Annotated in this window: 16 protein-coding genes; 10 read left to right on the top strand and 6 right to left on the bottom strand. The window is 64.7% G+C overall.

The annotated features are described in order from the left end of the window. Positions 1–40: 40 nt before the first annotated feature. Genes AYJ57_RS25245 through AYJ57_RS25230 form a run of 4 tightly spaced genes read left to right on the top strand, consistent with a single transcriptional unit; the run spans position 41 to position 4,475 of the window. Positions 41–1,030 carry an ABC transporter substrate-binding protein gene (locus tag AYJ57_RS25245; RefSeq protein ID WP_066112442.1) on the top strand — a complete coding sequence of 330 codons (990 nt, stop codon included), beginning with the start codon at positions 41–43 and terminating at the stop codon, positions 1,028–1,030. Between the two features lie 36 nt (positions 1,031–1,066). Then, the gene (locus AYJ57_RS25240) at positions 1,067–1,858 is read left to right on the top strand and encodes an ABC transporter ATP-binding protein (RefSeq protein ID WP_066112439.1); all 792 of its coding nucleotides are present in this window, start codon (positions 1,067–1,069) and stop codon (positions 1,856–1,858) included. After that, positions 1,855–3,441 (top strand): ABC transporter permease, encoded by a 1,587-nt coding sequence (locus AYJ57_RS25235; protein WP_066112436.1) that lies wholly within the window; start codon positions 1,855–1,857, stop codon positions 3,439–3,441. The genes AYJ57_RS25240 and AYJ57_RS25235 overlap by 4 nt, the downstream gene beginning before the upstream one ends. Continuing rightward, on the top strand, positions 3,438–4,475 hold the full coding sequence (locus tag AYJ57_RS25230; RefSeq protein ID WP_066112433.1) for a glycosyltransferase family 4 protein: 1,038 nt from the start codon (positions 3,438–3,440) through the stop codon (positions 4,473–4,475). Before AYJ57_RS25235 ends, AYJ57_RS25230 begins: the two co-directional genes overlap by 4 nt. Positions 4,476–4,875: 400 nt before the next feature. Here the strand turns inward: AYJ57_RS25230 and AYJ57_RS25225 are convergent, their stop codons facing one another. The 6 genes from AYJ57_RS25225 to AYJ57_RS25200 all read right to left on the bottom strand — a co-directional run bounded on the left by AYJ57_RS25225 (position 4,876) and on the right by AYJ57_RS25200 (position 11,656). Further along, the gene (locus AYJ57_RS25225; RefSeq protein ID WP_083191556.1) at positions 4,876–6,255 is read right to left on the bottom strand and encodes an LLM class flavin-dependent oxidoreductase; all 1,380 of its coding nucleotides are present in this window, start codon (positions 6,253–6,255) and stop codon (positions 4,876–4,878) included. Positions 6,256–6,329: 74 nt separating this feature from the next. After that, positions 6,330–7,142 (bottom strand): ABC transporter permease, encoded by an 813-nt coding sequence (locus AYJ57_RS25220; protein WP_066112427.1) that lies wholly within the window; start codon positions 7,140–7,142, stop codon positions 6,330–6,332. Next, entirely contained in the window at positions 7,139–8,101 is a 963-nt protein-coding gene (locus tag AYJ57_RS25215) for an ABC transporter permease (protein WP_083191555.1), read from the bottom strand. The genes AYJ57_RS25220 and AYJ57_RS25215 overlap by 4 nt, the downstream gene beginning before the upstream one ends. Next, positions 8,098–9,177 carry an ABC transporter ATP-binding protein gene (locus tag AYJ57_RS25210; RefSeq protein WP_066112424.1) on the bottom strand — a complete coding sequence of 360 codons (1,080 nt, stop codon included), beginning with the start codon at positions 9,175–9,177 and terminating at the stop codon, positions 8,098–8,100. Before AYJ57_RS25210 ends, AYJ57_RS25215 begins: the two co-directional genes overlap by 4 nt. Beyond that, positions 9,174–10,505: a serine hydroxymethyltransferase gene (glyA, locus tag AYJ57_RS25205; RefSeq protein WP_066112422.1), complete on the bottom strand. Its 1,332-nt coding sequence runs from the start codon at positions 10,503–10,505 to the stop codon at positions 9,174–9,176. The genes AYJ57_RS25210 and glyA overlap by 4 nt, the downstream gene beginning before the upstream one ends. Positions 10,506–10,615: 110 nt before the next feature. Then, a complete protein-coding gene (locus AYJ57_RS25200; protein ID WP_066112419.1) occupies positions 10,616–11,656 on the bottom strand; it encodes an ABC transporter substrate-binding protein in 1,041 nt (346 codons plus the stop codon). A gap of 232 nt (positions 11,657–11,888) precedes the next feature. On the opposite strand from AYJ57_RS25200, the gene AYJ57_RS25195 reads away from it, so the two are divergent. From AYJ57_RS25195 to cpaB, 6 genes are all read left to right on the top strand, one after another. Beyond that, positions 11,889–12,761, top strand: coding sequence for a LysR substrate-binding domain-containing protein (locus AYJ57_RS25195; RefSeq protein ID WP_237220296.1), 873 nt, complete (start codon positions 11,889–11,891; stop codon positions 12,759–12,761). A 168-nt stretch (positions 12,762–12,929) separates the two neighbouring features. After that, complete coding sequence (locus AYJ57_RS25190) at positions 12,930–13,433, top strand: tetratricopeptide repeat protein (protein WP_066112414.1); 504 nt, start codon at positions 12,930–12,932, stop codon at positions 13,431–13,433. A gap of 15 nt (positions 13,434–13,448) precedes the next feature. Next, the gene (locus AYJ57_RS25185) at positions 13,449–13,934 is read left to right on the top strand and encodes a prepilin peptidase (RefSeq protein ID WP_066112412.1); all 486 of its coding nucleotides are present in this window, start codon (positions 13,449–13,451) and stop codon (positions 13,932–13,934) included. 107 nt (positions 13,935–14,041) lie between these two features. After that, positions 14,042–15,814, top strand: coding sequence for a pilus assembly protein TadG-related protein (locus AYJ57_RS25180; RefSeq protein ID WP_066112410.1), 1,773 nt, complete (start codon positions 14,042–14,044; stop codon positions 15,812–15,814). A gap of 371 nt (positions 15,815–16,185) precedes the next feature. Then, the gene (locus AYJ57_RS25175; RefSeq protein ID WP_066112407.1) at positions 16,186–16,461 is read left to right on the top strand and encodes a hypothetical protein; all 276 of its coding nucleotides are present in this window, start codon (positions 16,186–16,188) and stop codon (positions 16,459–16,461) included. A gap of 239 nt (positions 16,462–16,700) precedes the next feature. Next, positions 16,701–17,783, top strand: coding sequence for a Flp pilus assembly protein CpaB (gene cpaB / locus AYJ57_RS25170; protein WP_083191554.1), 1,083 nt, complete (start codon positions 16,701–16,703; stop codon positions 17,781–17,783). Positions 17,784–17,833: the final 50 nt, after the last annotated feature.

Here is a 17,833-nt window from a genome sequence, read left to right as displayed (position 1 = left end):
CCATGATTAGCCTAGTCTCATTTCAAACCGGGAGGGTCCCATGCAATTTCTGACACCCACACGCCGCCTGTTTCTTGGAGGCGCCCTGTCCACCGCCGGGGCTGCACTGCTGACGCCGCAGCGGGCGCGGGCGCAGGACGCCGTCGCCCTGCAATTGTCGTGGCTGCATTCGGTGCAATTCGGCGGCAGCTACATTGCCCAGAAGAACGGCTATTGGAGCGACGCGGGGCTCGAGGTCTCGCTGCTGCCGGGCGGACCCAATGCGCCGGTCGAGCCGCCGGTGGTGGCGGGCACGGCGCTGGTCGGCATCTCGGCGGCCGATTACACCGCCGCTGCGGTGAACCAAGGCGCGCCCTTTAAGATCATCGGCGTCGCCATGCAGAAGAACCCGTTCGCCATCGCCTCGCTGCCCGACAACCCGGTGAACAGCCCCGCCGATCTGGTCGGCAAAAAGATCGGCATGGCGCTGGCCAATACTCCGGTGCTCGAGGCGCTTTGCACGATCAACGGCGTGGATATCGCCGGGATCGAAGTGGTGCCGACGCAATATGACGCCGCGCCGCTGGTGCAGGGGCAGGTGGATTGCCTGCTGTGCTGGGCCACCGATTTGCCCGTGGCGATGGAGATGCAGGGCGTCGAGAGCGTCACCATGCTGCTCGCCGATCATGGCTATGCGGTGCATTCGCAGACCTATATCGCCACTGAAGACAGCCTTGCCAACCGCCGCGACCAGCTTGTGGCGCTGATGAAGGGCGAGGTCATGGGCTGGCAGGACTATCATGCAGACCCCGAGGCCGCGGCGGAGCTGACCGTCGAGATGTTCCCCGACGCGGGGCTCGATCTTGCGACGCAGAAGCTGCAGGCCGAGCGGCAGGTGCCGCTGATGTTCTCGGATCTGACCGAGGCCGAGGGCTTTGGCTGGTTCACCGAAGAGACCGTCGCCGCCAATGTGGAAACGCTGGAGCTTTTGGGCAAGCCGGTCTCACCCGATCTCTGGGACCGCTCGATCCTGGAAGAGGTCCATGGCTAGGCCGCGCCGCGCCAGCTTGCGGGCGCGTGCGGGGGGATGACCGCGCGCCCCGATATCGTGCTTGCCGGGGTGGCCAAGCGCTTTGCCGCGGCGGGCCGCCCTGTGGAGGCTGTGGCGCCGGTCGATCTGACCCTCGCGGGCGGGCAGATGACCGCGCTTGTGGGTCCCTCGGGCTGCGGAAAGTCGACGCTGCTGCGGCTGATCGCCGGGCTCGAGCCGCCCAGCGAGGGCCGGATCACCATCGGCGCCGAAAGCCCCGACGATCTGCGCCAGCGCGCCGGGCTGGCGGTGGCCTTTCAGGACGCGGCGCTGCTGCCGTGGCGCACGGTCGAGGGCAATATCGCACTGGGGCGGGCATTGGCGCGCAAGCCGCGTGACCCCGAGATGATCCGCGAGCTGATCTCGCTGGTCGGGCTTGCGGGCTTCGAGCGCCGCCGCCCGGCGGAACTGTCGGGGGGGATGCGCCAACGCGCCGCCATAGCCCGCGCGCTGGCCGGAGAGCCCGAGCTTTTGCTGCTCGACGAGCCCTTTGCCGCCGTCGATGCGCTGACCCGCGACCGGCTCAACACCGAACTGCCGCCGCTTTGGGAGGCGCGCGGCGCGACCTCGGTTCTGGTGACCCATTCGGTGGCCGAGGCGGTGCGCCTGTCGGACCGTATCCTTGTGCTGACCCCGCGCCCGGCGCGCGTCGCCGCCGACATCCCGGTGCCGCTGCCGCGCCCGCGCGGGCCAGAGGTGCTGGCGTCCGAGGCGTTCCGCGCGCTCTGCACCGAGGTCACGGAGGCCCTGCGCGATCACCAATATCCCGAAAGCGTCGCGGCGCAATGAGCGCAGGCCCCGCCGCCCTGCGCCTGCCCCGCCCGCTGCCGCGCGGGCTGGGGATTTTGCTGGGCCTGATGCTGGGGCTGCTGATCTGGGAGGGCCTTGCCCGCGCCACCGCAGGCAGTTTCATCATCGCCGCGCCGAGCCAGATCGCCGCCTATATGGCCCGCCATTCAGGGCTGCTCTGGCGGGCCTTCGGCACCACGCTGGCGGCGGCGGCGCAGGGCTTTGTCTGGGGCAATCTTGTGGGGGTGCTGCTGGCGCTTCTGGCGGTGCTGCTGCCGCGCGGCGAGCGGCTGCTGGCGACGCTGGCGCTGCTGGTCTTCTGCCTGCCGCTGGTGGCCACCGGGCCGATCCTGCGGGTGCTTTACGGGCCCGGCACCGGCCCGCAGGTGACGCTGGCGGCGCTGGCGGTCTATTACACCACCTTTCTGCCGGTGCTGGTGGGGCTGCGCGCCGCGCCGCAGGGCTGGTTCGATCTGCTGCGCAGCTACGGGCGCGGGCGGATGACCGCGCTGCGCGAGGTGCGGCTGCCCGCGGCGCTGCCTTATCTGGTGGCCGGTCTGCAGATCGCCGCGCCTGCGGCCTTCCTCGGGGCGATGGTCGGCGAGTTCACCGGCGCCGAGCGCGGTCTTGGCGTGCTGACCGTGCGGGCGCTGCGGGCGCTCGACCCGCCCGCCACATGGGCCATTGCAGTAATCGCCGCCGGGGTCTCGATGCTGGCCTTCGCGGCGGTGGGCGCGCTTGGCCGCAGGCTCGACCTTGCCCCGCCCGAAGTGCTGATTGCCGCGCCCGTGGCGCGCAGCCGCCGGGTCTGGCACGCGCCCGCGCAAGCGCTGCTGGCGCTTGGTGTCACGCTGCTGATCTGGAAGGGCAGCATGGAGATCTTTGCCCTGCCGCGGTTCTTCGCCAAACGCCCCGAGGATGTCTGGAGCTACCTGTTCACCAGCCCGGGCGCCGAGGCGCAGCGCGCCCGGCTCTTCGGCGCGCTTGCCGAGACGTTGGCGCTGGCCGGACCGGGCTATCTGGCCGGGCTGGGGCTGGGCGCGGGGCTCGCGCTGCTGCTGGCGCTGCTGCCGCGTCTTGCGGGGGCGGTGATCCCGCTGTCGATCGCCCTGCGCTCGATCCCGATCATCGCCACCGCGCCGCTGATCGTCTGGGCGCTGGGGCGCGGCGCGGCGGGCACCATCACCGTGGTCGCGGTGATGATCTTTTTCCCGACGCTGATCGCCTGTCAGCACGGGCTCGCCCGCACGCCGCGCGCGGTGCTCGATCTCTTCGAGGTCTATGCTGCCAGCCCGCTGCGCCGTCTCATCGGCGCGCAGCTGCCCGCCATGCTGCCCGCCTTCTTCGCCTCGGCGCGCATGGCCATTCCCGCCGCCATCCTCGCCGTCACCACCGCCGAATGGCTGGCGACCGGGCGCGGCATCGGCGCGCTTATGGCGACGGTGGCTTCGACCTCGGATTACGGCATGCTGTGGAGCGCCATCGCCCTCGTCGGGCTGGCGGCGGTGCTGGCGCATGCGCTGGTGGCCGCGCTCGAACGTGCGGTGCTGGCCCGCACCAGCGCCGAGCAGCTTGCGCGATGAGACCCTGCAGCTTTGCCATCCCCGGCGATCACCGCCAGAAGACCGGCGGCTTCATCTACGAGCGCCGCCTGCTGGAGGAATTGCAAGCGACAGGCCGCGAGCTGCGCCATATCGCGCTGCCCGCAGGGGCGGCGGCGGCGGAGCAGGGCACGGCGCTGCGCCGCGAGGTCTCGGGCGCGTTGGAGGCGCTGCCGCCCGAGCAGCCGCTGATCCTCGACGGGCTGGTCTTTGCCGCCATGCGCCCCGAGGCGCTGGCCCGGCTGCGCTGCCGGGTGGTGGCGATGCTGCATCATCCCATGGGCATGGAGCAGGGGCTGCCTGCCGATCTCGCGCGGCAGCTGCTGGCGCAGGAGCGGGCGAACCTGTCGCTGGCGGCAGAGATCGTCGTCACCAGCCCGCACACGCGGCAGACTTACATAGACCTCGGGGCCGATCCCGCGCGGATCACCGTGGCGCTGCCGGGCTATGACGGGCCGCGCGATCTGCCGCGCGTCGAGGCCGGGCCGCGCATCCTCTCGGTCGGCCTGCTGACGCCGCGCAAGGGGCATGACGTGCTGATCCGGGCGCTGGCGCAGGTCGCCGATCTTGCGTGGAGCGCGCGTATCGTCGGCAAGACCCATAGCGCAGATTATGCCGCCGATCTGGCCGCGCTGATCGAGGATACGGAGCTGCGCGGGCGGGTCGAGCTTGCCGGGGAACTGCCCGATGCGGCGCTTGCCGAGGCCTATCGCAGCGCGCGGATCTTTGCGCTGGCCACGCGTTACGAGGGCTACGGCATGGCGCTGGCCGAGGCGCTCTGCCATGGGCTGCCCATCGTCACCTGTGCCGCCGGGGCAGTGCCCGGTACGGTCGGAGATGCGGCGCTGCTGGCGCCCCCCGATGATCCCGAGGCCTTCGCCGAGCACCTGCGCCAGCTGCTCACCTCGCCCGCCACGCGCGAGGATCTTGCCGCCCGTTCCCGCGCGCTCGGCCGCGCCCTGCCGCGCTGGCGCGATACGGCAGCGGTGATGGGGCGCGTGCTGGACGGGCTTTAATACTTGGTCGCTGGCAAGGGGGAGGGGGAGGGGGAGCGCGGCGACCCCAGGGAGGAGGAGAGGGGCCGCCGCTAAAATGCAGGGCTCAGGGAGGAGGAGAGAGCCCGGCAAATTCCAAAGGCACATCTCTGCGCCGTGCTGGAAATTTAGGAGATGCCGCAGTGCAGCACAATGCCCGCGTCCGCAAAGCTGTTCTGCAAATGATGCATGTTTCATGCAAAATGAAAGGTCATCCTTTCATCCTGATGGGGCCGCAGTGGAGGCCCCCGGCAAAGCTCCGAGCAGGGCCGCAAACCTCCCAATCATGTCCGTGCCAGACCTCTGGCAGCGAGATCGCCCCCGAAGATCGACACAGCCATGGTGAAACAGCCCCGCCACGCGGCGCGTGGCGGGGTGCTGATCAGCCCATCACCTTCTCGGGCTCAGGCGCGCTTGCCAGATAGTCGCGGGCGCGGATGTCCCCGGTCTCGGGCGCCGAAAGCCCGAAGTTGCCGCGCAGCGTTGCCTGCTCGTACTCGGTGCGGACGAGGTCGCGTCGGCGCAGTTCGGGCAGCAGCAATTCGACGAAATCATCAAGACCGCTGGGCATCGCGGCGGGGCAGATGTTGAAACCGTCGGCGGCACCGTTTTCCACCCAGTGCTGCAGGTCATCCGCGATGCTTTCGGGGGTGCCGATCAGGAATCGCTGGGAATTGGCCGAGGCGGCATGCTGATAAAGCTGGCGGATGCTGAGGCCCTGGCTCTGAGCAAGGTTGTAGAGGTTGTCGGCCATCGAGCGCACCGTGGCATTGGCCGAAGGGGCCGGGACCGGGCCGTCCGGGTCGTGCTGCGACAGATCGCCAAAGAACGGGTAGAGCACGCCGAGGCCGATCACCGGATCAATCAGCTCCTGCAGCGCGTCGAACTTCGCCTGCGCCTCTTCCTGCGTGCGCCCGATATAGAGCGTGATGCCCGGCATGACCGCCAGATCGGACGGCTTGCGCCCGAAAGCGGCGACGCGCTTTTTCATGTCGTCGTAATAGGCCTTGGCGTCCTCGAAGGTCAGGCTGTTGGCATAGACCACATCCGCGACCCGAGCGCCGAGACGCCGACCAGACTCGGAGGCGCCCGCTTGGAAAATCAGCGGTCGGCCCTGCGGCGTGCGCTCGGACGTCAGCGGCCCGCGCACCTTGAAGAACCGGCCTTGATGGTCGAGCACATGGCGGCCTGCCTCGTCGTAGAAAATGCCGCTGTCCTTGTCGCGAATGAAGGCATCCTCATCCCAGCTGTCCCAGAGGCCAGAGACGACATTGACGAATTCCTCGGCGCGCTCGTAGCGCTCGTCGTAGCTCAGATGCTCGTCGCGGTTGAAGTTATGCGCCTCCTGCTGCGACCAAGAGGTGACGACGTTCCAGCCCGCGCGGCCGCCCGAGATGTGGTCGAGCGAGGCGTATTTGCGGGCGATATGGTAGGGCTCGTTGTAGGAGGTCGAGGCGGTCGCCACGAGGCCGATATGCTTTGTGCAGGCGGCGATGGCAGAGAGCAGCGTCAGCGGCTCAAGCTCGACGTTCTTCATGTCGCGGCACAGCGCCCCGGCGGGTTTGTCGGTGCCGCGCACTGCCAGACCATCGGCAAAGAAGATCGTGTCGAAACAGGCGGCTTCGGCCTTGCGCGCGCTTTCGAGGAAATACTCGAAATGCGTCGCGCCGTCGGCGGGCGTGTCGGGCAGGCGCCATGCTGCCATGTGATAGCCCATGTAGCGGAGCGAAAGGCCGAGTTTCATCTTGCGTGGAGAGGTCATCTTTTCCTCGTGAATTTTGGGGCTTCGTTCTGTCCCAGCCCGCGCCGAAGCGCGCGCTGTGGCCTTTTGGGGGGTCATTTGCGGCGGGCGTCAGGATCGCCGAGCAAGATCGCATCGAGCCCGAACAACCGGTCCGCGATCACCATCAGCACGGCGGTCACCGCGATCACGCAGGCCGAGACGGAAGTGACCAGCGGATCGATGTTGTCGGTGATATAGGCGAACATGCGCACCGGCAGCGTCTCGGTTCCCGGCGTCGCGATGAACACGGTCATCGTCACCTCATCGAAGGATTGGATGAAGGCGAGGATCCATCCCGACACCATTCCCGGCAGCACCATCGGCAGCACCACGCGGCGGAACACCACGTGCCGCGGCGCGCCCAGCGAGGTTGCCGCCTGTTCCAGCCGCGGGTCCATGCCAATGGCAGAGGCCAGCGTCAGGCGCAGGGTGAAGGGAAAGATGATGATGATATGCGCCAGCACCAGCCCGCCGAACGTGCCCGCCAGCCCAACCTGATTGAAGAAACGCAGCAGCGCGACGCCAAGCACCACCTGAGGGATCATCAGCGGCGACATGAACAGCGCGCTGAACGTGCCTCTGCCGGGGAAGCGGTGGCGCGCGATGCCAAGCGCCGCCGGGGTCGCCAGCGCCAGGGCCAGCGTCGAGGAGAGCGTCCCGAGCAGCAATGAGGTCTTCGCCGCCCGAAAGAACTCGGGGTATTCGGCGATCTGCTTGAACCAGCGCAGCGACAGGCCGCTGGTCGGGAAGGACAAATAGCCGTTGGGGGTGAAGGCGACGGCGCAGACCACGAGGATCGGACCCAGCATGAAGGCCACGAACAGGATGTGGAACAGGATCGCGAGAACTCCGTTGTGGCGTCTCATTTGAAAGTCTCCGCATAGCGCCGCTCGACCAGACGGTTGGAGGCGACGATGATCGTGACGAGCGAGATCAGCAGCAGCACCGCCACCACCGCGCCAAGCGGCCAGTTGAGCGTGTTGGTGAACTCGTCATGGATGAGGGTCGAGGCGACCTTGAGCCGGCGCCCGCCAATGATCGACGGGGTTGCGAAAGAGCTTGCCGCCATCGCGAAGACGATGGTTGTTCCCGACAGCAGCCCGGGCATGATCTGCGGCAGCACGATCCTGCGCATCACCACCCGTGGCGGCGCTCCGAGCGAGGCGGCGGCATCCTCGACCTGCGGCTGAATGCGCTGCAGCGACGCCGAGATCGCCAGCACCATGAAGGGCATCATCACATGCGCCAGCGCGATCACCGTGCCGGTCTCGGTGAACATGAACGGCAGCGGGTATTTGATCAGCCCGAGCCAGATCAGCAGTTGGTTGATGATGCCGTTGGTGCCGCCAAACAGCAGCGTCCAGCCCAGCGTGCGGACCACCACCGAAACCAGCAACGGCCCGAGGATGACCAGCAGGCACAGGCGCCGCCAGCGCCGGCTCATGCGGCTGATGATGATCGCTTCCGGCAGGCCGAAGACCAGACAGATCAGGCTCGACAGGGCGGCAAAGCGCAGGGTGCGCAGAAACACCTCGATGAAGTATTCGTCAGACAGCACCTCGCGCCAGTTGGCGAGGTGGAAGCCCGGCGTGATGCCCTCCATCGGTGCCCAATTGTAGAAGGTGAGCAGCAGCGTCATGATCAACGGGATCACCAGCGCCGCGGCGAAGAGCGCCAGCGATGGGCCGACCCAGCCCCATGGCACCGCACCCTCGGAAGCGCGCCCGGAGGCGCGCCCGGCGGCGCGCCCACGTCCGGTCAGGCGGCTGCGCAGGCGTCCCGTCCAGCTTTCCGAGATCGGGGCAGCATGCGGGTCCGAACTCATGCGGTCGCCTCCACGACGTAGAGGTCCGAGGCATTTGCGACGAGCCGAACGCTTTCGCCCTGTTTCGGGCAGGGGCCGCCGCCATTGGGATGGATCACGCTGATCGTCTGGCTGTGTCCGCTGCCGGTCTTGCCGGTCTGGGGCAGCGTGATCTCGCAGACCCAATAGGCGCCCTGAAAGGTGCGCCGGGCGATGACGCCGGGAATGCCCTCGGCGCCAAGCCGCAGGTTCTCGGGGCGGATGCGCGCCGCGACCGGCCCGGCGCTCTGCACCGCGACCTGCTGCGGCGGCAGCGTCCAGCGGGCATCGCCGATGGTCAGCACAGGACCCTCGGCGCCAGTGCTCAGTTGTCCAGGCAGCAGATTGATGCGGCCAAGGAACTGTGCCACGAAATCGCTGGCAGGGTTTCCGTACAGATCCTCGGGCGCGCCAACCTGTTCAACGACCCCATGGTTCATCACCACCATGCGGTCCGAAAGGGCCATGGCCTCTTGCTGGTCATGGGTGACCAACACGGTCGTCGTTCCCAACTCGCGCTGAATGGTCAGAAGCTCGCCCTGCATCTGCTCGCGCAGCTTGGCATCGAGGTTCGACAGCGGCTCGTCGAGCAAAAGGACGGGCGGGCGGATGACAATGGCGCGGGCCAGCGCCACGCGCTGCTGCTGGCCCCCCGACATCTGGCGCGGGTAGCGGTTGCCGAAAGCGCCCAGCCCAACCATTTCAAGCACTTCGGCGACGCGGCGGCTGCGCTCGGCGGCGGGCACGCGGCGCATCTCTAGGCCGAAGGCGACGTTTTCCGCCACCGTCATATGCGGGAACAGCGCGTAGGACTGGAACACCATGCCCAGCCCGCGGCGATGCGGCTCCATGCGGGTCAGGTCGCGCCCCTGCAGCATCACCCGTCCGCGGCTCGGGGCAAGAAACCCTGCGATCATCTGCAGCGTGGTGGTCTTGCCGCAGCCGGACGGGCCGAGCAGCGAGAGAAACTCGCCTTCGCGGATCTCGAGGTTGGTGCCACGAACGGCGTTGAAATCACCGAAGGATTTCGCAAGGTCGTCGAGTGCGAGATAGCTCATGCGGCCCCCTTGGTTTTGGTGGTGCTGGTCATCGCTGCGTAGAGCGGAAACTTGGCCATCAGCGCGCGCGAATCCGCGTTGATGGCGGCCTCTGCCGCGCCGGTGTCCGCGCCTGTCTGATGCAGATCGAGCAACTGGCCGATCCACCCGGCGATCTTCTCCATCTCGGCGGTGCCGAGGCCGCGCGTCGTCATCGCGGAGACGCCAAGGCGCAGCCCGGAGGTCAGCGCCGGGTCCGTGGCGTCATGCGGAATCTCGCTGCGGTTGCAGGTGATGTTCGCGCGATCGAGGCTTTCCACCAGCGGCTGCCCGTGCAGGCCACGGCGCCGCAGGTCGGCGATCACCAGCGGCGTATCGGTGCCGCCGCACAGCACATCGGTGCCCCCGGCGCTCAGCGCCGTAGCCAACGCGCGGGCGTTCTCCAGAACGCGGCGGCCATAATCGCGAAACTCGGGTGTGAGGACTTCGCCGAGGCAGGCGGCCTTGCCTGCGACCGCATGCAGCAGCGGGCTGCCCTGCACGCCGGGCGAGGTGGCTTTCTCCAAGGCGCGGGCGATCTCGGGGGTATTGGTCAGAATGATCCCGCCGCGCGCGCCGCGCAGCGACTTATAGGTCGTGGTGGTCACCACATCGCAATGCGGGAACGGGTCGGGGTGCATGCCTGCGGCGACCAGACCGGCGATATGCGCGATATCGGCCATCAGCAGCGCGCCAACAGAGTCGGCGATGCCGCGAAGCCGGGCGAAATCGATGGCGCGGGGGTAGGCGGCGCCGCCGGTGACGATCAGCTTTGGCCGCAGTTCCAGCGCCTGCGCCGCAAGCGCTTCATAGTCGATCAGCCCCTCCCGGTCGGTCCCGTAGAAATGCGCCGAGATCATCATGCCGCTGAGATTGGAGTCCGCACCGTGGCTGAAGTGACCACCGGCATCTCCGGCCAGAGCCAAGGTCTTGTCCCCCGGCTGCAGCAGGGCGCGGAACACCGCCAGATTGGCCTGAATGCCCGAATGCGGCTGTACGTTGGCAAAGGAGCAGCCAAACGCCTCGCAGGCGCGCGCCATGGCCAGCCGTTCCAGAGCGTCGGCGAAATCGGCGCCAGCGTGAAAGCGTGCCCCGGGGGCGCCGGTGACGGTCTTGTTGCAAAAGATCGACCCCTGCGCGTCAAGAACCGCGCGGGAGACGAAATTCTCGGAGGCGACAAGCTCGACGCTGTGGCTCTGACGATCGCATTCACCGGCAATGAGCGCGTGAAGCTCGGGGTCTGTGCGTGCGCAGGGATCTTCGAAGTAGCCCGAGAGATCGGAGGCGGCGAGGGAGGGAGAGGTAGTCATGAAATTGCCTGGAAAGGAACGTGGAGTCCGGAGGCGCGAACGCCTCCGGTCGCTGTCAGGTCTGGAGGGCTGGCACTAGAGGGTGCCAGCCTTGGGTATTGGCGCGGGGCTCAGCGCTCGACTTCGCGCGTCCAGCGGGCGTTCCACTCGGCGCGTTTCTCGTTGATCGTCGGCCAATCGACGGTGACCAGCTGATTGATCTGCTCTTCGCCGTAGGGCATGCCGACCTGGAATTCCGGCGCCAGTTCCGCTTTGCGGTTCACCGGCGCGAGGCCCGATGTCTTGGCGATGGCGACCTGCATTTCCGGCTCGAGGATCCGGTCGATGAAGGTCAGGGCTTCGGGCTTTTCGGCGCCGCCTGCGACCGGGCAAATGCCGGTGCCGATCACCGCGCCACCTTCTTTGGGATAGACGAAGGCTGCCGGGAAGCCAGTGTCGGCCAGTGCTTTGGCACGGCTCGATCCCCAGATCGCCACCACGGCCTGACCGCTTTGCAGAAGCTCGGTCATCTTGCCCGGCGACGGCTCGAAGGCCAGCACGTTCGGCGCGATCTCATCGGTGAAGGTTGCAAACCCCGGCTCGATGTCGGTCTCGGAGCCGCCACGCATCTTGGCGACCTGCACCAGCGTCAGCACACCATAGGTGTTGTTGAGCGGCGGGATGACCAGCTTGCCAGCGTATTTCTCGTCGGTCAGATCCTCGAGCGAGGTCGGCGCGTCCCAGCCTTGATCGGCGAAATACTCTTCGTTGTAGACGATGCCCGAGCCAAGCAGCCCGTAGGCCACCGACTTGCCGTCGGGAAACAGCGCGATGTCGTAGATGTCGTCCTTGATGTCACCAAGGTCGAGATCGCGGCAGAACCCCAGCGCGACGGCCTGCGCCATCGGGCCATCGTCGATCATCGCCACGTCGATCTGCTGATTGCCCGCCTGCGCCTGCAGCTTGGCCAGCGTGTCGGTCGAGTTGCCGGCGACATATTCGACCCGCAGTCCGGTTTCTTCGGTGAAGGCCGGGAAGACCGTGTCGCGCAGCGCCTGTTCGATCGAACCGCCGGGGCCGGCGACGTAAAGCACGTCGTCCTGCGCCAGCGCCGCACCGGCCATTGTGACCAGCGCGAGGCTGGCGGAGAGGGTTTTGCCGAAATGTCTCATTGATGAGCTCCCTGTGAGCGGATCGGTCTATGATCCTGGTTCGGTTATAATTTTCTCACAGCCTGCATCTTTCGGATTTACGAGATCAAATGAGTTCGGTTACCTAAGTTATGAATATATGTTATCACTTTTGCCTGCATTTTGATCCAAAGGACCGGTCTTGCCTACATCGAAGCAAATTGCTGCATTCCGCGCCGTTATGCTCACCGGAGGGGTCAACTCGGCGGCCCAGATGCTGCGTCTGACCCAGCCTGCGGTGAGCCGTCAGATCCGCGATCTTGAGGACTCGACGGGGCTGACTTTGTTCCTGCGCAAGCGCGGCGGGACGCTGCGGCCCACCGCCGATGCGGCCAAGCTCTTTAAGGAGGTCGAGCGGCACTATCACGGGCTCGACCAGATCGCGCAGGCGGTGCGTAACATGAGCAACCGGCGCGGCGGACGTCTTCGTGTCGCCTCGATGCCGTCGCTGTATCTCTCGATCCTGCCCGATTTCATCGGCGCCTTCACCGGCGCGCGTCCCGAGACCGACGTGCCGCTTATGGCGACCTCATCGGATGCGATCATCGAATGGGTCGAGCGTGGGCAGGTTGATGTGGGGCTGGTCGACTGGCCGTTCTCGCATCCGAACCTGAAACGGGTTCCGCTCGCGGGGATCGACGCCTTGGCGGTGCTGCCCGAGGGCCACCACCTGCTGCAAAAGGACGTGCTCGGGGCGGCGGATTTCGCCGACGAAGACTTCATCTCCTTGCCGCGCGCGACACAGTTCCGCTATGAGATCGACCGCTTCTTTCAATCGGCGGGCGTCGAGCGTCGGTTCGGCAGAGAGGCGCATTTGTCGATGGCGGCCTGCTCGATGGTCGGGGCCGGTCACGGGCTTTCGATCGTCGATCCGATCACTGCCGCGATCTACTGGAACGAGGGCATAGAGTTTCGCCTGCTGCGCGACGTGATCCGCGTCGAGTTTTCCGTGGTCTACCTTCAGAAAGCCGAGGACAATGTGCTTTTGAAGGAGTTCGTTTCGGAGTTTCAGAACGCCTTTCGCAGCTATACCTCCGAGCTTCCGTCCCGCATGGAACGGCGGTCGTGGATGTTGCGGTCAGGGTGAGCGTTCTTGGCAGACATTCCTCCGGGGGGGAGCGTGGTCGCCGCTTCCCTGTGGATAACTTGCAACATCCGCTTTCATAAAGATTGCGCAACCCGAATATCTTTTCGTGAACTCCGGGACGCGCCTTAGCCTTGATGGATGGGGAACAGGTGAGACAGGGAGTGTAGTATGAAGAGGATCGTGGCACTTTCGATGATCCTGGCGCTTGGCGCGTGTGAGAATGCATCGTTCAGCGACCGGACATTGTCGACGAAGGACACCTCGAGCCTGAGCTTTTATCCGGATGATCAGCTTTTGGTTTCGGCCAAGATGCAGTTCCGGGACGGCAATTACGGTAAATCTTACAAGATGTTCAAAGAGGCGCTGGACGTGGTGCCCGACGACACGGCGGCTTGGCTGGGCTTTGCCGCAAGCTCGGACATGCTGCGGCAGTTCGAGCGCTCGGATTACGCCTATCGCCGCCTTCAGCCGGTGATCGGCCATCGCGTCGAGTTTCTGAACAACTACGGCTACTCGATGCTGCTGCGCGGTGAGCTGGTGGCTGCACGGAAGTACTTCCTTGCCGCCTACGAGAAGGATCCGTCCAACCCGGTCACGGCGAACAATCTTGAACTTCTGCGCAACTCGGTGAATTCGCCGAAGCGCGCGCCCGGAGACCTGCGGGGCATCTGACGGGCAGGGCGCGCTATGGCAACGCTTTCGCTGATCGCGCAGCTTGCAGCGGCCGCGCTGATGGCGGGGATCGCGCTGCGGGATGCGAAGCAGTTTCGCATCCCGAATGCCGCCGTCCTGGCGATGTTGGCGCTTTATCTCGTGGCGCAGGGCGCACTGCTGTTTCCCGACTGGACGGGCGATCTCTTTGCCGGTGTCCTGCTCTTTGCGCTTGGGCTGGTCATGTGGCTGCTTCGTGCGCTCGGCGCCGGGGACGCCAAGTTGATGTTTCCACTTGGCCTTTCGCTTGGCGCCAGCGGCCTGATGCCCTTCGCCATCCTGCTCATGCTGGTGTCGATCCTGCTCTACATCGCGATCCTCATAAGCCGGTTGCTGAAGTCAGAGCGCGGACTCGGCGGCTGGTTCTCCCGCATGAAAACCGAAGGGCGCGTGCCCTATGGGGTGCCGCTCGCGCTGGCCTCGGTTCCGGTTCTGATCGTGCAGGCGCTCTGGATCGGTTGAAAAATGCAAAAACTCGTGTAAGGTATTCCGTGTTTTATATGTGATTTGCACGGCCAGCGTCGCTCTGCCTCGCTCGCTAAGCGCTTGAATGAGTTTGTGGAGGTGTGATGCTTAAAGAGTTTCACGAGTCGGAAGACGGGGCGATTCTTGTCCTCTCTCTTCTTCTCCTGCCGGTTTTTCTCGGCTTCGGACTTATCCTCATCGATGCGGGACGGGGCAACAGCGCCCATGGCGATCTGCAGGCTGCGGCGGATGCGATCGCGCTGGCGGGCGCGCGCGAGCTGGATGGCGGCGCGGATGCGCTCGACCGTGCGCGCAGCGCGATGGCGCAGGTCGACAATTCGGTCAGCATGCTTGCGGTTCGGGACGATGAGAACGAGCTGCACATCGACATCGCCTATGACGGGACCGACGCGCCGTTTCTCGTCCGCTTTCTCGACGCCATTCCCGATGACGACACGACGCCGATCACCGCCACTTGGCTGACCGACCATGCCACCACCGATCCGTCCGACGCGCAATATGTCTATGTGCATGCGCAGTCGCGGAACCTTCAGACGATCTTTGGCTCGCTCATTCCCACGCTTTCGGGCGGCGAGGATGCGGCGGTGGGCAGCCTGCCGGTCGGCGCGACCGCCGTGGCGAAATCGGAATCCGCCGCCTGCGACATCCCCCCGCTCTTCATCTGCAACCCATTCGAGTATGACGCCTCCGGAAATTACGTGGGCGACGGCCTTCAGATCGCGTTTCAGCGCGGCGATCTGCATGGCCGGATGATCCGCCTGCATCCGTCGGGCAATGAGACACCGATGCCCGGCAACTTCGGCTTTCTGGATGTGAGCGATGCCGATGTTTCGACCGATGCCGAGCCACAGGGTAGCGGCGCGCGGTCGATCAATGACTTCTTTGCCGGACGTCGCAACCGCACCTGCTACAGCGCCGAACTTGTGGAGACCAAGCCCGGTGCCAGCAACGGCGTTCGCACCGGGATCAACGCCCGTTTCGACATGTATGGCGGGCTTTATCAGAACGGCAGCGTCAACGGGCAGGACGGGTTCACCGTGCGCACGGCTCTGAACGTGCGCAAGGGCATCATGCCCGGCTCGCAGGGCAACAACATTGATGACTGCGTCATTCAGGGCAATTCGCTCGCCAATGGCGCGGTGATCGGGGATGACCATGTCTGGACGCCGGACGGGTTCAACGCCAACGGCGTGACCGATCCCGCCTATGGGCTGCCGGACAACCTGACCATGAACGCGCCGAACACCGGCGGGCTGGTGACCAGCGATGATGTCGCCGGGGCCTATATCGGTGTCGGCGAATGGGCCGGCCAGACCTATCTCGATCGCAACTATGGCGCGGGTTTCATCGATTACGACAGCATCCCAAGCTCGTTTCCCGGCGTCGTCGAGGGCTACAGCGGGCCGGGCTCGGTCCATGCCTCGCGCTACGACGTCTATCAGTACGAGCTGGCGACCGATGTCACCGTCGATGGCGTGACCACGCCGCTCTATCAGGTGCGCGCGCCCGGGGATGCCGATGAGGACAACCCGACCCCGACCGGCGAGTCCGGCGAGGCGCTCTGCCTCGCGCAGGGCAACGGGAATGGGAACAGCGGCGGCTCCGAGATCGTCACCGATCCGGACCCGCGCGTTCTGGTGGCGGCGATCATCGACTGCGGCGAGAACGCGGACGAGACCGGGCGCTCGGACCTGCCGGTCAACAGCTACGCCAGCATCTTCATGGCGCGGCCGATGATCAGCTACGCGTCGGGAATGGATATGACCATCGACGTCGAGGTGATTGATATCACCGGATACGGCGGCAATGGCACGCTAGAGACCTTCATTCGCGAAGAATCGGTCCTCGTGCGCTGAAAAGCTGAGTCACCTATTTATATTCATCCGATTCGTATTGCGGCCTTTTGGGCTTTGACGAGAGTCATGCGCTGTTTCATTACACCCCAGGGGTGAATTGCGGTTATTTTGGGGCTTAAATTCGGGTGAATTGACTTTTGTGATACCCGTGGAAGTTGAGGATTGTTTTCTAGCCTAGGATAATTTCACCGGAGAACCCTTTTCTTGAGAGAATCCGCGCTATATCGAAATAATTTCTTTGTGAATCCCGCTGAATGTGGCAGTTTCATGAGCAAGGGGCAAAGAATTCGCATCCTTAGAATAATAGTTAGAAGTCTGTCGAGTTTCATGAGTGCGCTCATTTCGGGTGCTGTTATTTTCAGGAGAAAGTTATGAACTTCGCTATCGTTTCTGCATACTGCGCCAACACCTTCCGTCGCCTGCGTGATGAGGAAGACGGCTTGGCTCTCACCGAATATCTGCTTCTGCTTGGCCTGCTCGTGGGCGGCGTTATCTTGGCTGTCGGATTCTTTGGCTCCGCTCTCTCCGACGGTTGGACGCAATGGGCTGATTGGGCGACAGTAGAAATTTCAAACCCGTGGAATGGCGATAACGCTGGTGCCGCAGCCGCGGCGTATGGTGCTGCTGATGATGGTGCTGGTGGGTAATCTGTTCGCTAGAATGTGATACAAACTTCGGCCCGCTCTCACTTCCGTGCCAGTTTTGAGCATATCGTTCGTGGTGAGTGGAAAACTACTTTAGCCCTGCGGCGTTTAGGGAGCCATCCTAGATGGACGTCGCAGGGTCTACAGTGCGCTGATTATATTTTCGAAAGCGTCTCCATATACTTATGACTGTCGGAGGCAAATTTTCGTCCTCTAGTCTGTGTCTCTTGCGGGTGGTTTAGATGAAATTTTCAATGGTTCTTAGTCTTGTCGTAGCGGTTCTCTTGGCGGGAGCTGCCGTGTATGGCGCACGGGACTGGCTCGCTCAAGAGCAGCGCCGCCTCAATTCCCAGACGCGACACGAAAGTCCGTCTGTACCCGAGATGACTGTCGTAGTTGCTGTCGAACCAATTACGTTCGGGGAGCGTTTGAGCGCGACAAAGCTGCGCACGATCGCCTGGAGCAGTGACATCACGCCCGAAGGCTCCTTCACCTCGATCGAGGATGTGATCGGCCAAGATGACGATAACTCCGCGCGATTTGCGCTGACCACCATGGCTCCGGGTGAGCCCATCCTCGCCACGAAAATCACGCTGCCCGGCCAGCGGGCAAAGCTTTCCACCGCGCTCACTCCCGGCATGAAGGCCGTTTCGATCCGCGTCAACGACGTGCTCGGTGTCGCGGGCTTCGTTCTGCCGGGCGACCGCGTCGACGTCATGTTGACCCGCGGTGGACGGGGGGAACAGTCTTTCGTCGATATTCTGCTTCAGGGCGTCAAAGTTCTCGCCATCGACCAGATCGCCGACGAGCTCAAGGATAAGCCCAGCGTGGTGCGGACGGTGACCTTTGAGGTGAACACCACCGAAGCGCAAAAGCTTGTTTTGGCTGGAAATGTCGGAACCCTGTCGCTGGCGCTGCGCAATGTCGGCTCGAACGATATCGAAAATAATGACCGCATCACCATGGCCGATCTTACCGAGTTCGACGTGGCCGAGGATCTGGCGCCGGTGGTCGTGAAAGCCGAGCCGAGCGTTGAGACGCGGAAACTGGATGCCATGGAGGTGTTGCTGAAAAGCACACTCGACGGAATTTCCGACCGTCTGACCAGCGTCGAGGATAAAATTCAGAAGCCAGAACCCACCGAAGTTGAGAAAATAGTAGAGCGTGTCGTGATTGCGCCCCCGGTTCCCGCGAAAAAGGCGACGGTGGCCGTGATCCGCAATGGAAGACGTGACGTGTATAAGGTCGAACCGAGCTCTGCAGGCTCATATGGCGTGGACCCGCAGCTCGCGCCAGAGTTGGTGTCAGTCCAGCTAGAAAACTAATAACGAGAGTCTGCAGGTCGGAGGGCAGAGCAGGATAAAGAGACGGGAGG

This window comes from Salipiger sp. CCB-MM3 (assembly GCF_001687105.1).
Classification (GTDB): Bacteria; Pseudomonadota; Alphaproteobacteria; order Rhodobacterales; family Rhodobacteraceae; genus Salipiger.
This window is presented reverse-complemented; position numbering and strand designations above follow the sequence as displayed.